The sequence below is a fragment of the Pseudomonas sp. TSO6 genome, assembly GCF_056098905.1.
Genome location: NZ_JBLZWV010000024.1, coordinates 75,767 through 89,193 on the forward strand (window position 1 = coordinate 75,767; position 13,427 = coordinate 89,193).

The 13,427-nt window shown below is 64.0% G+C and carries 11 protein-coding genes; 6 read left to right on the forward strand and 5 right to left on the reverse strand.

The window, feature by feature from the left end; translation table 11 throughout:
• Positions 1-2: 2 nt before the first annotated feature.
• From ACN6NG_RS08655 to ACN6NG_RS08670, 4 genes are all read right to left on the reverse strand, one after another.
• Entirely contained in the window at positions 3-3,566 is a 3,564-nt protein-coding gene (locus tag ACN6NG_RS08655; RefSeq protein ID WP_474313510.1) for a molybdopterin cofactor-binding domain-containing protein, read from the reverse strand.
• Entirely contained in the window at positions 3,563-4,036 is a 474-nt protein-coding gene (locus tag ACN6NG_RS08660; RefSeq protein WP_019473719.1) for a (2Fe-2S)-binding protein, read from the reverse strand. Before ACN6NG_RS08660 ends, ACN6NG_RS08655 begins: the two co-directional genes overlap by 4 nt.
• Before the next feature lie 133 nt (positions 4,037-4,169).
• On the reverse strand, positions 4,170-4,646 hold the full coding sequence (locus ACN6NG_RS08665; protein ID WP_258653233.1) for a MarR family winged helix-turn-helix transcriptional regulator: 477 nt from the start codon (positions 4,644-4,646) through the stop codon (positions 4,170-4,172).
• Between the two features lie 70 nt (positions 4,647-4,716).
• Positions 4,717-5,769 carry a 2,5-dihydroxypyridine 5,6-dioxygenase gene (locus tag ACN6NG_RS08670; protein ID WP_474313511.1) on the reverse strand — a complete coding sequence of 351 codons (1,053 nt, stop codon included), beginning with the start codon at positions 5,767-5,769 and terminating at the stop codon, positions 4,717-4,719.
• Between the two features lie 321 nt (positions 5,770-6,090).
• On the opposite strand from ACN6NG_RS08670, the gene nicC reads away from it, so the two are divergent.
• The 6 genes from nicC (at position 6,091) to ACN6NG_RS08700 (ending at position 12,418) form a co-directional block, all read left to right on the forward strand.
• Positions 6,091-7,239, forward strand: coding sequence for a 6-hydroxynicotinate 3-monooxygenase (nicC, locus tag ACN6NG_RS08675; protein WP_049274752.1), 1,149 nt, complete (start codon positions 6,091-6,093; stop codon positions 7,237-7,239).
• A complete protein-coding gene (gene nicD, locus ACN6NG_RS08680) occupies positions 7,236-8,042 on the forward strand; it encodes an N-formylmaleamate deformylase (RefSeq protein WP_474313513.1) in 807 nt (268 codons plus the stop codon). The genes nicC and nicD overlap by 4 nt, the downstream gene beginning before the upstream one ends.
• Positions 8,043-8,055: 13 nt before the next feature.
• Complete coding sequence (locus ACN6NG_RS08685; RefSeq protein WP_474313514.1) at positions 8,056-8,808, forward strand: maleate cis-trans isomerase family protein; 753 nt, start codon at positions 8,056-8,058, stop codon at positions 8,806-8,808.
• Positions 8,809-8,823: 15 nt separating this feature from the next.
• The gene (locus ACN6NG_RS08690) at positions 8,824-9,465 is read left to right on the forward strand and encodes an N-carbamoylsarcosine amidohydrolase (protein ID WP_474313517.1); all 642 of its coding nucleotides are present in this window, start codon (positions 8,824-8,826) and stop codon (positions 9,463-9,465) included.
• Positions 9,466-9,672: 207 nt separating this feature from the next.
• Positions 9,673-10,986 carry an MFS transporter gene (locus tag ACN6NG_RS08695; RefSeq protein ID WP_016498888.1) on the forward strand — a complete coding sequence of 438 codons (1,314 nt, stop codon included), beginning with the start codon at positions 9,673-9,675 and terminating at the stop codon, positions 10,984-10,986.
• A 139-nt stretch (positions 10,987-11,125) separates the two neighbouring features.
• Positions 11,126-12,418: an OprD family porin gene (locus ACN6NG_RS08700; RefSeq protein ID WP_474313518.1), complete on the forward strand. Its 1,293-nt coding sequence runs from the start codon at positions 11,126-11,128 to the stop codon at positions 12,416-12,418.
• Between the two features lie 164 nt (positions 12,419-12,582).
• On the opposite strand, the gene ACN6NG_RS08705 is transcribed toward ACN6NG_RS08700, so the two are convergent.
• A complete protein-coding gene (locus ACN6NG_RS08705) occupies positions 12,583-12,768 on the reverse strand; it encodes a hypothetical protein (protein WP_016498890.1) in 186 nt (61 codons plus the stop codon).
• Positions 12,769-13,427 lie beyond the last annotated feature (659 nt).

Here is a 13,427-nt window from a genome sequence, read left to right on the forward strand (position 1 = left end):
CCTCAGTGGCTGCCGGGGTTGGCGCGCACCTGCGCGGCCTTGGCCGCCAGCCCTTGCCAGGCGGGCTTGTCGGCAGCAAAGCGCTGGCGCAGGTAAGCCGCCAGGTCGGCGACCTGGCGGTCCGACAGGCTGTCCTTGAAGCCGGGCATGTAGCCCAGGTCACGGGTGGCCGGGGTGGCAATGCCGTGCAGCACCACGCGCAGCAGGTTGTCCGGTAGGGCGCTGTGGACGTTACTGTTGACCGCCATCGAAGGGCTGACCCCAAACAGCTTCGGCCCCAGCCCAGCGCTGTGGCAGGCCATGCATGCGCCTTTGAATACCCGCTCGCCGTTGCTCAGCGACACCTGCGTGTCCACCTGGGGCGCGGCCTTGGCGGCCACTGCCTGCGGCTCGCCGTCGAGTGAACCGAGGTAGTGGGCAATGGCACGCACGTCGCTCTTTGGCAGGGTGGCCAGTTCGCTGACCACCGGGCCCATGGGGCCGGCCGCTACACCGTGCTTTTCGGAGAAGCCGGTGCTCAGGTAGTTGAACAGTTCGTCTTCGCTCCACGGCGTGGATGATTTGCCCAGCGCATTCAGGGCCGGGGCTTCCCAGCCATCGACCATGCCGCCGGCCAGGTAGCTGCTGCCGCCTTTTTCTGCGCCCATCAGGTTGCGCGGCGAGTGGCAGGCTGTGCAGTGGCCAAGGCCGTCGACCAGGTAGGCGCCGCGGTTCCACTGGGCACTGCGCTGCGGGTCGGGCTGGTATTCGCCGCGTTGCAGAAACAGCGCATTCCAGCCGGCCATCAGTGGCCGCTGGTTGAACGGGAAGCGCATCTGGTTGGCGGGTGCTTCCTGGCGTACCGGAGTTTGCGACATCAGGTAGGCATACAGCGCCTGCATGTCGGCGTCGTTGATGTTGCGAAACGAGGTATAGGGAAACGCGGGGTACAGGTGCCGACCGTCGCGGCTGATGCCTTCGCGCATGGCCCGCTCGAAGGCGCCGAACGACCAGCGGCCGATGCCGGTTTCCGGGTCGGGCGTGATGTTGGTGCTGTACAGCGTGCCAAACGGTGTGTCCATCGCCAGCCCGCCTGCGTTGACCTTGCCGCCGCTGACCGTATGGCACACGGCGCAGTCACCGGCCGCCGCCACCTGGCGCCCACGCTCCAGCATCGCGGCGCTCCAGCTGCCAGCGCCTGGCGGGGTGACCGGGGCGATTTCGGCGCGCCAGGGCAGGGCTGTGGCGAGTACACCCAGTGCAGCGCCGAATACCCCGGCCAGCGAGCCGAACCACCACTTCGAACGCTTGGTGGTCGGCTGCGCTGGCGCGGGCGCTTCAGGGCCCTGACCTTGGCCATCGAGGGCGGCACGCACCCGTTCCGCCGTGATCGGCAGCTCGCGAAAACGAATGCCGGTCGCGTCAAAAATGGCATTGGCGATGGCCGCCGCGCTCGGTACCGAGGCCGACTCGCCGCTGCCCATCGGCGCTTCGTGCTGACGCGGCAGCATCATCACGTCGATGGCCGGCAGTTCGGGGAAGGTCAGGATCGGGTAGCCGCCCCATTCCTTGCTGGCCACGGTCGACTCTTCGAAGCTGACCTGTTCCTTGAGCACCCGGCTGGTGGACTGGATGACGTTACCGTGGATCTGGTGGCGCACGCCCTCGGGGTTGACCATCATCCCGGCATCGTGGCCGATCACCACGCGGGTGACGGCCACTTCACCGGTGCGCCGGTCCACCGCGACGTCGGCCACCCATGCCGCCCAGGCCGCGCCGAAACCGGGGAACTTGCTGTGGATGTAGCGTGCATAGGCAAAGCCCCTGCCGCGTAGCACATCGCCTTCGGCCTGCGCCTGCATGGGCCGGGTATGCGGCTGCCATTCGGCGCGTTCGGCAGTGGCCTTGACCAGGTCGATGGCGCGCGGGTCGGACAGGTGCTTGAGGCGGTATTCGACCGGGTCGACGCCAGCGGCAAAGGCCAGCTCATCGATGTACGACTCGTGGGCGAAGCTGTTGGGCATGGCCGACACGCCACGCATCCACGAGGCACGTACCAGTGGCGTCATGTCGTTGATGGTGACGCGCATGTGTTCGTAGTCATAGGGCGGTATAGAGGTGCGGTCGCCCATCTCGAACAGGGCCGGCACTGGCTCCACGGCGCCGGTCAACAGCAGGGCCAGGGTAGGTGCGCCATTGGACGGGTAGCTGGTCTGGAAGTCGTAGGCGGCGACGCTGCCGTCGGCGTTCAGGCCACCGTCGATCTCCATCAGCTGCGCGGTGCCCTTGGGCTCCCACACATGCTCCTGCTCGCGGGTCAGCTGCACCCGCACAGGGCGCTGTACCGCGCGCGATAGCAGCACCGCATCGGCGCACACGTCATCGGCACAGTTGCGGCCGTAGCAACCGGCGGCCTCCATGCGAATGATCTCGATGCGCTCCTCTGTGCACTCCAGCAGCCAGGCGAGGTCGGCGCGCAGCAGGTGCGGGTTCTGCGTGCCGGACCACACGCGTATTGGCCCATCGGTGAAATCGGCCAGCGCGCACGATGGGCCGATCGATGCGTGCAGCTGGTAGGGCCACAGGTAGCTGCGGCTCAGGCGCTGGGTGGCATTGGCGATGCCGCCGTCGACATCGCCCTGGTCCAGCACAGTGCGCTGTACCCGCGGGTTGTCGCGGATGGCCTGGGCGACATCGCTGAGGTCGGGCAGCTTGCCTGTGAATGGCTTCCAGCTGATTTTCAGCGCCTGGGCCGCGCGGATCGCTTGTTCTTCGCGCTCGGCCACCACGCCGACAAAGTCGCGGATGACGACCACGGCCACCACGCCGGGCAAATGGGCGATGGACGATTCATCTACCGCCAGCAGGCTGTTGCCGACGAAGTCGCCGCTGTCATGACCGGCGTAGGGCGGGCGGATCACCCGGCCGTGAAGCATGTCGGGCAGGCGCATGTCATGCACATAGGTCAACTCGCCGGTGGCCTTGCCGGGGATGTCTACCCGTGCAGCGCTGCGGCCGACCAGGCGGTAGTCGTCGATGGCCTTGAGCGGGGCATCTTCGGCAATGTGCAACTGGTGGTTTTCGGCCTGTACCAGTTCGGCAAAACTCAGCGTGCTGCCGTTGCTGGCGATGACCGCGCCGTCTTCGATGCGCAGCACTTCGGGCGCGCAGCCAAGGCGTTGCGCGGCCTGTTGCAACAGATGGCGACGCGCGGTGGCGGCGGCCTTGCGCAGGGGCACGGCGGAAATCTGCAGGGTGGCGCTGGCGATGGTCGCGCCCTGGTTGGGTGCCCGCTCGGTGTCGCCCAGTACCATGTGTACCTGGTCCATGCGCAGGTCCAGCTCTTCGGCGACGATCTGTGCCAGCGAGGTGCGGATGCCGGTGCCCAGGTCGACGTGGCCGTTGAAGGCGTAGACCATGCCGTCGTCGCTGACAGCGATGAACAACGCCAGCTCGCGCGCCTTGACCACAGGCGTCACACCCTTGGCCACCGGGCCCGAGGGTGGGGTGATCTGGTCGACGATCAGCAACACGCCAGTCTTGGCCAGCAGCTGGTCGCGGCTGGGCACCTGTTGTGAGTGGTTCATGCTTTTCTCCGGGTCTCGGCGGCGCGGCGCACGGCGCGCAGGATTTCGACGTGTGTACCGCAGCGGCACAGGTTGCCGGACAGTTCCTGGCGAATCTGTGCGTCGCTGGGGTCGGGAATACGGTCGAGCAGGGCCTTGGTGGTCATGATCATGCCGTTCATGCAGTAGCCGCACTGGGCTGCCTGTTCGTCGATGAACGCCTGTTGCACCGGGTGTGGTGCAGCCTTGCTGCCCAGCCCTTCGAGGGTGGTGATGTCGCGGCCGGCAGCGCCGGCCAGGGGGATGACGCACGAGCGTGCGGCCACGCCGTCGATGATCACCGTGCACGCCCCGCATTCGCCCAGGCCGCATCCGTATTTGGGGCCGTTCAGGCACAGGTCGTTGCGCAGGATCAGCAGCAGCGGGGTGTCGGGCATGGCGCTGACTTCGACAGGCTGGCCGTTGACCCGCAGGGAGATGGTTGTTTGCATTGTTGGCTCATCTCTGGAGGTTGCTTGCGCTACCAAAGGACTCACATGACGCGAGAGTTTCGGTAAGTACTCACTACATGAAATGAGCGAGCAAGAAGCAGGCCAGAGATGGTTTGCCGGGCGCCTCAGCTTGTCAGCCGGGGTTTTCGTCGCTGTCGATCATCTTGCGCAGCAGGTACAAAATGGCCACGCGTTCGCCGGCATTCAGGCTGCCCATGCTCAATTCGCTGATCTGCCGGGCGCAGGGGATCATTGCGTCGAGCAATGCCGCGCCGCTGTCGGTGAGTTCGACAATGACCTTGCGCCGGTCGCCCGGGTCTGGTGACAGCTGCACCAGCTCGCGCGTTTTCAGGCGCTCGACGATGCCGCGGATGGTTGCCTGGTCCACCGCAGTGGCCTTGATCAGTTCGGCCTGGGAGCTGGGGCCGTGGTCGCGCAGGGCACACAGGGTAACGAACTGGATCGAGGTAAGCTGCGGGTCGCAGGCCTGCTGCTGGAAGATCGCCGTGTGCCGTTGGTAAGCCTTGCGCAGCAGGTGGCCGACCTGTTCGGTGACGTCATAGGGGGTGGTGTCGAGCGGGGCGCTGCTGGGGGTGGTTTTCTTTGGCATGGGATGGCTTGGGCTGGGTGGAAAGGTGCTGGCCGGCCGCCAATAGCGGAGCGCCCGGCCAGTATAACCACTATCGCGCCCGCGATTCCTCTGGTGCGACCACGTCGCCGGCCAGCACCACGGCCTTGTCATCCAGGTAGATATCGCAGTTGCGCAGCGGGATGTCCAGGTGGCAGGGGGTCTTGCGCTTGCCGCCGACCTCGGTGTTCGGGCCGGTGGAGAACAGGAAGTTGCCGTAGAACGCGCGGGCGTCCATGCACATGCCGTCGTTGCGGTCGTGCAAGCCCATGGCCGTCCACTGCGCGCGCGGCTGCAGGCCCCAGCCGATGTGTGAGATGCCGTACACCTCGGGGTCGTTGAAGTACTTCATGTAGTCGCGCAGGTACTCGGCCTCGAAGCCGCCGTGGATGCCGGTGATAAAGCCTTTTTCAATCTCCAGGGTGATGCGCTCGCGGCAGTAGTTCTTGAACGGCAGGATGATGTCGCCCACGTCCAGCACCAGCGTGCCCTCGGCACTGTCCTCGTTGGGCCAGGTGAACAGGAAACCGCTGGGCCAGTGGTCCCAGCGCCCCGGTTCGTCGGCATAGCCGTACTCGGTCACGGCCGGGTACTGGCCGAGCGGGGCGTGGAAGTCGCTGCCGGCCTTGGACCGCACATGCATGCTGCGCGCCTGTTTCAGCAAGGTTTCGGCGGCCAGCACCCGGCGTTTGTCGTCTTCGCTCGGCAGCATGCGCGCCAGCACTTCAGGTGGCTCCACGGCCAGCAGGATGCGCGTGCCGGTCTTGAGGATCTGCTCCTGCTCGGGCGAGTGCAGCAGCATCATGGTATCGACGACCAGGTCGGCTGCTTCCAGCGCCCGCTGCGCCGCCAGGTTGCCGGTCAGTGCGGTGTCGCCGCAGTAGGCAGTCATGTCGTTACCCATGGAGGTCGGGTGGTTGAACGCTGGCAGCTCTACCGCATACACCTTCGCCTTCAGGCGCTGCGCGGCCTCCATCGCGGCGTTGACCGTGCGCGGGTCGGAGTAGTGGCTCTTGAGTACGGCCACGCTCTGCGTCTCGTCCACGCGGGACAGCTTCAGTACATGCTCGAACATCTGGGTCAGTTGTGCATTGCTCACCGGCATCGGTGTTCTCCTGGGTGGCGTTGACAGGGGGTGCACCATGGCAGTGCCTGGCGCTTCATCTCGGTGCAAAATAATAGTGTGTACACCATACTTTTGCAGATGAAAGCGCATCCGGACGGCGAGCGCAAGTTATCTATCAAACGTTACCTATTCACACAAATCACCCATGTTTGCGGTAAAAGGTGGCCTGTATTGGTTTTCGATCAGGTGTTTGAAAAATATTTTGCCGGGCCTCTATCCAAAGTTCATTTACAGCGTATACGCTCTAAATCGTCAGGTGGTCAAACCGCTGGCCACATATCAGAACAAGAGGAGATACCCATGCGTGGTAGGCAGAAAATCGCAATCGTCGGTGCGGGTCTGGGTGGGGCGGCCGCCGCCACGTTGCTGCAGCAGGCCGGGTTCGATGTCGAGGTGTTCGAGCAGGCGCCGGAGTTTACCCGCCTGGGGGCGGGCATCCATATCGGCCCTAACGTGATGAAGATCTTCCGCCGCATGGGGCTGGAGCAGAAGCTGGAACTGATGGGCTCGCACCCGGACTTCTGGTTCAGCCGCGATGGCAATAGCGGTGACTACCTGGCACGCATCCCGCTGGGCGAGTTTGCCCGCCGCGAGTACGGCGCGGCCTACATCACCATTCACCGTGGCGACCTGCACGCCCTGCAGATCGAGGCGATCAAGCCGGGTACCGTGCACTTCGGCAAGCGCCTGCAAAAGATCGTCGACGAAGGCGACCAGGTGCGCCTGGACTTCGCCGACGGCACCCACACCGTCGCCGACATCGTCATCGGCGCCGACGGCATCCACTCCAGGATTCGCGAAGAACTGCTGGGCGCTGAAGCGCCGATCTACAGCGGTTGGGTCGCCCACCGTGCGCTGATCCGTGGGGTAAACCTGGCGCAGCATGCCGATGTGTTCGAGCCCTGCGTCAAGTGGTGGTCCGAAGACCGCCACATGATGGTCTACTACACCACCGGCAAGCGCGACGAGTACTACTTCGTCACCGGCGTACCCCATGCGGCCTGGGACTTCCAGGGTGCCTACGTCGACAGCAGCCAGGAGGAAATGCGCGCTGCCTTCGAGGGCTACCACCCCACCGTGCAGAAGCTGATCGACGCCACCGAGTCGATCACCAAATGGCCGTTGCGCAACCGCAACCCGCTGCCGCTGTGGAGCCGCGGCCGCCTGGTGCTGCTGGGTGATGCCTGCCACCCGATGAAGCCACACATGGCCCAGGGCGCGTGCATGGCCATCGAGGATGCAGCCATGCTGACCCGCTGCCTGCAAGAAACCGGGCTGTCCGACCATCGCACCGCGTTCGCGCTGTACGAGGCCAATCGCAAGGAGCGGGCATCCCGGGTGCAGGCGGTATCGAACGCCAACACCTTCCTCTACAGCCAGGAGGACCCGGCCTGGGTCTACGGCTATGACCTGTACGGCCAGGCGCTGAAAAGCGGGGAGGCGGCATGAGCACGTTCGTCGCCGGCGGCAACGTCTGCGCCAATGGCATCCGCCAACATTACCTGCGCTATGGCGGCAAGGGCCATGCGCTGATCCTGGTGCCCGGCATCACCAGCCCGGCGATCACCTGGGGCTTCGTCGCCGAGCGCCTCGGGTTGTACTTCGACACCTACGTGCTGGATGTGCGCGGGCGCGGCTTGTCTTCAAGCGGCCCCGAACTGGACTACGGTACCGATGCCTGTGCAGCGGACATTCCGGCCTTTGCCGCAGCGCTGGGCCTGCACCGCTACCACCTGGTCGGGCACTCGATGGGTGCGCGCTTTGCCATTCGCGCGGCTGCCCAGGGAGCGCCGGGGCTGCAGCGGCTGGTGCTGGTCGACCCACCGGTGTCCGGCCCAGGCCGCCGTGCCTACTCGAGCAAGCTGCCGTGGTATGTGGATTCGATCCGCCAGGCCACGGTGGGCATGAGCGGCGACGACATGCGCGCATTCTGCGCCACCTGGAGCGACGAGCAGCTGGCGCTGCGAGCCGAATGGCTGCACACCTGTTACGAGCCGGCGATCGTGCGGGCGTTTGATGATTTTCACAACGTGGATATCCACCAGTACCTGCCCGCAGTGCGCCAGCCGGCATTGCTGATGGTGGCCGGGCGAGGTGGGGTGATCGAGCCCCGTGACATCGCTGAAATACGCGAACTCAAGCCGGATATCCAGGTAGCGCATGTCGACAACGCCGGCCACATGATCCCATGGGATGACCTGGACGGCTTCTTCGCCGCGTTTGGCGACTTCCTCGACCAACCCCTTGTCTGACGGAGCACGAGACATGACCAAGCTATACCGCATCGGCCAGATCGTGCCGAGCTCGAACACCACGATGGAAACCGAAATCCCGGCGATGCTCAACGCGCGCCAGGCGATCCGCCCCGAGCGCTTCACCTTCCATTCCAGCCGCATGCGCATGAAGCAGGTAAAAAAGGAAGAGCTGGCCGCCATGGACGCCGAGTCCGACCGCTGCGCAATGGAGCTGTCCGACGCCAAGGTAGATGTGCTGGGTTACGCCTGCCTGGTGGCGATCATGGCCATGGGCCTGGGCTATCACCGGCAATCGGAAAAGCGCTTGCAGCAGGCCACCGCCGACAACGACGCGCTGGCACCGGTAATCACCAGCGCCGGGGCGTTGGTCGAGGCCTTGCATGTGATGAAGGCCAAGCGCATTGCCATCGTCGCGCCGTACATGAAGCCATTGACCGAGCTGGTGGTGAACTACATCCGCGAGGAGGGCTTCGAGGTGCAGGACTGGCGCGCGCTGGAAATCCCCGACAACCTCGCCGTGGCGCGCCACGACCCTGCCAACTTGCCAGGCATCGTCGCCGGCATGGACCTTGAGGGCGTCGATGTGGTGGTGCTCTCGGCATGCGTGCAGATGCAATCGCTGCCGGCAGTGGCCAAGGTCGAGGCGCAAACCGGCAAGCCGGTGGTCACTGCTGCTATCGCCACTACCTACGCCATGCTCAAGGCGCTGGACCTGGAGCCGGTCGTGCCGGGCGGCGGTGCCCTGCTGTCGGGCGCCTACTGAATTTGGGGGAAGGACATGAGCGACGCACAAAGCGCACGTGACAACTACCAGGGCGTGTGGGGCCAGCGCATCGGCTTTGGCCGCAAATCAGCCCTGTTGATGATCGACTTCATGCAGGGCTACACCACCCCCGGCGCACCGCTGTACGCCCCGGGCGTGGTCGCGGCGGTCGAGCAGGCTGCCGGCCTGCTGGCGCTGGCCCGCGACTGCGGTACCCTGGTGGTGCATACCAACATCCGCTACCAGCCGCCGCATTTTGCTGACGGCGGCGTGTGGGTGCGCAAAGCGCCGGTGATGAAGGACATGGTCGAAGGCAACCCGCTGGCGGCGTTCTGCGAGGCCGTTGCGCCACAGGCAGGGGAGGTGGTGCTGAGCAAGCAGTACGCCAGTGCCTTCTTCGCCACCAGCCTGGCCCCGCTGCTGCATGCTCAAGGCGTGGATACCGTGGTACTGGCTGGCTGCTCTACCAGCGGCTGCATTCGCGCCAGTGCGGTGGATGCCATGCAGCACGGGTTTCGAACCATCGTGGTGCGCGAGTGTGTCGGTGATCGCCACAACGACCCGCACGAAGCCAACCTGTTCGACATCGACAGCAAGTATGGCGATGTCGTCAGCCGCCAGGAGGCGATGCAGCAACTCAGGCGCCTGGCCGGCTGAATGCCGGGTAGCCGTTACCAATAACAATCAAGGACCGGTGCGGGAAGCCCGTCCATGACCGCCTGCTGTCCGGGTGGTCGCCCCGCAGGAGCACTCGGGGTCTTCAGGCGCTGCCCAGGCACGCCGCGTATAGTGCGCGGGGTGCCCGGCGCGTCGAACACTGCTGGCCTTAAAACAACCACAAAGTCGCCCGCCAGGAGACAGGAAATGCCAATTGCGAATGCAACCACGGTCCACAGTGACATCGACCATGGCACTAAAGCGCTGTACAGCAAGATCACCTGGAGGCTCATCCCCTTCCTGTGCTTCTGCTACCTTGCAGCTTATCTGGACCGCATCAATGTCGGCTTCGCCAAGCTGCAGATGCTCGAAGACCTGCAGTTCAGCACAGCGGCCTATGGCCTGGGTGCCGGGCTGTTCTTTGTCGGCTATATCATTTTCGAAGTGCCGAGCAACCTGATCCTGCAGCGCGTTGGCGCCAAGCTGTGGATCGCACGCATCATGATCACCTGGGGCCTGCTGTCGGCCTGCACCATGTTCGTTTCCACCACCACCCAGTTCTATGTCCTGCGTTTTCTGCTGGGGGCTGCCGAGGCCGGCTTCCTGCCGGGCGTGTTGTACTACCTGACCATGTGGTACCCCACCTATCGGCGCGGGCGCATCATTGCCTTGTTCATGATCGGGCTGCCCTTGTCGAGCGTGATCGGCGGGCCGATTTCTGGCTGGATCATGGGGCATTTCGACCAGGTGCATGGTCTGCACGGCTGGCAGTGGCTGTTTTTGCTGGAGGCGATCCCCAGTGTGTTGCTGGGCATCCTCACGTTCTGGGCATTGCCTAACCATTTCCAGCAGGCCAAGTGGCTGTCGGCTGACGACAAGGCGCAGCTGGCAGCGGACCTGGCGGCTGACGATGCCGAGGGCAAGGACAGCAAGCACAGCTTCCGCGACGGCTTTTTCAACCTGAAGGTGTGGATGCTCGGGGGCATCGACTTTTCGATTTTGCTCAGCGCCTATGCCATGGGCTTCTGGATGCCGACCTTCATCCGCGATGCTGGCGTCAGCGATACCTTCCACATCGGTCTGCTGACGGCCATTCCGAGCCTGGCCGCACTGGCCGGCATGTTGATGATCGGGGCCAGCTCCGACCGCCACCGTGAGCGCCGCTGGCACATCATCGTGCCGTTCATCATTGGTGCAATCGCCATGGCCAGCAGCACGTTGTTCAGCCAGAACCTGGTGATGACCGTGGCGCTGTTCGCCATTGCCTCGGCAGCGATCATCGGCGCGGTGCCGGTGTTCTTCAGCCTGCCGGCCACCTTCCTCAAAGGCACTGCGGCCGCCACCGGCTTTGCCCTGGCGTGCTCGGTGGCCAACATCGCAGGCCTGGTGAGCAACTCACTGATGGGCCTGGTCACCGACCTCACCGGTACCTCGCACGCCGCACTGTGGGTGTTTGCCGGCTGCCTGATCCTCAGCTGCTTCCTGGTCATTGCCTTGCCGGCGAAGCTGGTCAACCGCTAGCGGCCCAGCGCTTCAAGCAACGGCAGGGCAGGCGGGCCGGGTGCCCGCCTGCCGACCCTCTCTCGATGCAACCCGCACGTTGGCGGCCATACACGGCCGCCGCGTCGGGTTGCTGTTGCCCGAATCCAGGAGTAGCTCCATGCAAGGTTCCACTGCACCGCGTTTTTCTTCGTCTGCGTGCCTGGCCGGCGGGTGTATTGCCGCCGCGTTGTGCGCCGAGGCCTCGGCAGAAGAGGTCGGTTTCATCGAAGGTGCCCGCGCCACGCTGCAGGCGCGCAACTACTTCTTCAGCCGCGATTATGCCGATATCAAGGGCGCGAGCACCCAGTCGCGTACCCAGGAATGGGCGCAGGGTTTTATCCTGAACGCAAGCTCTGGCTACACCCAGGGGACGCTCGGCGTCGGCGTGGATGTGACCGGCCTGCTTGGGTTCAAGCTCGACAGCAGCCCGCAGCATGCCCGGTCCGGGTTGCTGCCCAGCCTGGACAGCGGCAAGTCGGCGGACGAATACAGCCGCCTGGGTGCGGCGATCAAGTTCAAGGTCTCGCAAACCGAATTGAAGGTGGGTGAGTTGATGCCCAACCTGCCTGTGCTGTTGTTCAGCGATCTGCGCCTGCTGCCGCCTACCTACCAGGGCGCGATGTTGGAGTCGCGCGAGTTTGCCGGGTTGACCCTGAATGCCGGCCAGTTCCGCTCTACTAGCCTGCGCGACTCGTCCAACAGCCAGAAAATGTACGCGCTGGTCAACGACCCGATCAACCCGGCGCGGCTGGCGCGCTTTACCAGTGACCGCTTCAACTACGTTGGCGCCGACTATGCCTTCAACGACAACCGTACCAGCGTCGGTGTGTGGCAGGCGCAACTGGAGGATATCTACCAGCAGCGCTTCTACAGCTTCAAGCACGCCGAGCCGCTGGGGGACTGGACCCTGGGGGTCAATGCCGGCTACTTCGATGCCCGCGAGGACGGGCGCAAGATTGCCGGTGACTATAACAACCATGCGCTGTTCAGCCTGTTTTCGGCCAAGACCGGCGGGCATACCTTTTACGTGGGCTACCAGCAGATCGGCGGCGATGATGGCTTCATCCAGGTAGGTGCAAACACCAACCCGATGGGTAATACGCTGCCGACCTATGAGTTCTCGGCGCCGGGCGAACGCTCGTGGCAGGTGCGGCATGACTACAACTTTGTCGCCTTGGGGCTTCCGGGCCTGACGTCGACCCTGCGCTATGTGAAAGGGCGCGACGTGGACACCGGGCTGGGCTTTGAAGGGCGTGACCGCGAGCGTGACCTGGACCTGGCCTACGTGGTGCAAAGCGGGCCGCTGGCCGGGCTTGGGGTGCGCGTGCGCAACGTGATGGCGCGCTCCAACTACCGCACCGACATCGATGAGAACCGCTTGATCCTCAGTTACACGGTCAAGCTGTTCTAAAGCGGATGGCCTGTGCTGCGCGCTTTGTGTATGGGCGGCCTTGTGTCGCAGCAGCCCCAGGGTTTCAGCGAAAATGCATAAATTGCCGGGGCTGCTACGCAGCCCTGTCGCGACACAAGGCCGCTCCTACAGGTCTGGGGCTTGCCGTGCGGGAGTAGTGGCGGTCACTGCAGGGTCACGGGCTTGAGGTTATCCGGTAACTGCCTGATAGCCGCCTCAATCCGCGCGATCGACCCGGCGAGGCGGTCCGCTTCCATGTCCTTGCCCTCACTTCTCAGGCGGTCGCATTCAAGGCGCAGGTCCAGCAATTTTTTCTGTAACTTCAGGGCCGAAGTGTTGAACGGGTCCATGCTTTTCTCGAGCTGTAGGCTTCCGTGCCGTTGTAGGAAAAGGGACCGTAGCAGCTCGAATTAACTGGAGAAACTGATGTTTCATACAGGTTTGTGCCCCTACCGCGATTCTTCCCACAGCGCACAGTAAAAAGTCCTACAAACTACGTTTCAATTCATGTGCTCTCAATCGAGCTCGACTTCCCGTGTCAGCTGCGTTCAGTCGCCTTTTGAAGGGCAGGCCACCCTGCGTGGTTACGGCCGGAACCTGTAACCCGTCTTGAAACCTCATGTAGCAATAATGTATCTGCGCCGCATCTGATCCGCTTTTTTTCCACAAACCTGAATCTGTAACCGTATCAGCCCAGGCTCGACAATATGTCCATCCCCGCATCACAACTGTAGAGGTTCCAATGGGCAAGCTGGCGCTGTTCCTGGGTGGTTTTCTGCTACTGACCATTCTGATTGGTATTCTTGGCACCATTCCGCCAAGCTGACTTCAACTGCTTTTTTCCTGCGCGGCCCGTCTATTTCAACTGACGGGCCCAATGCCTGACCAATTGGCCAGTATTCCCCCTGCTTGCACTGCTGGACCAGCGGTAGCTGCAAGTCATTCTCAAGTGCAAAAGCCTCGTGTAGTCTCCCGCCGCCGCTCATTCGGGCCGGTCTTTTTGCCGTGG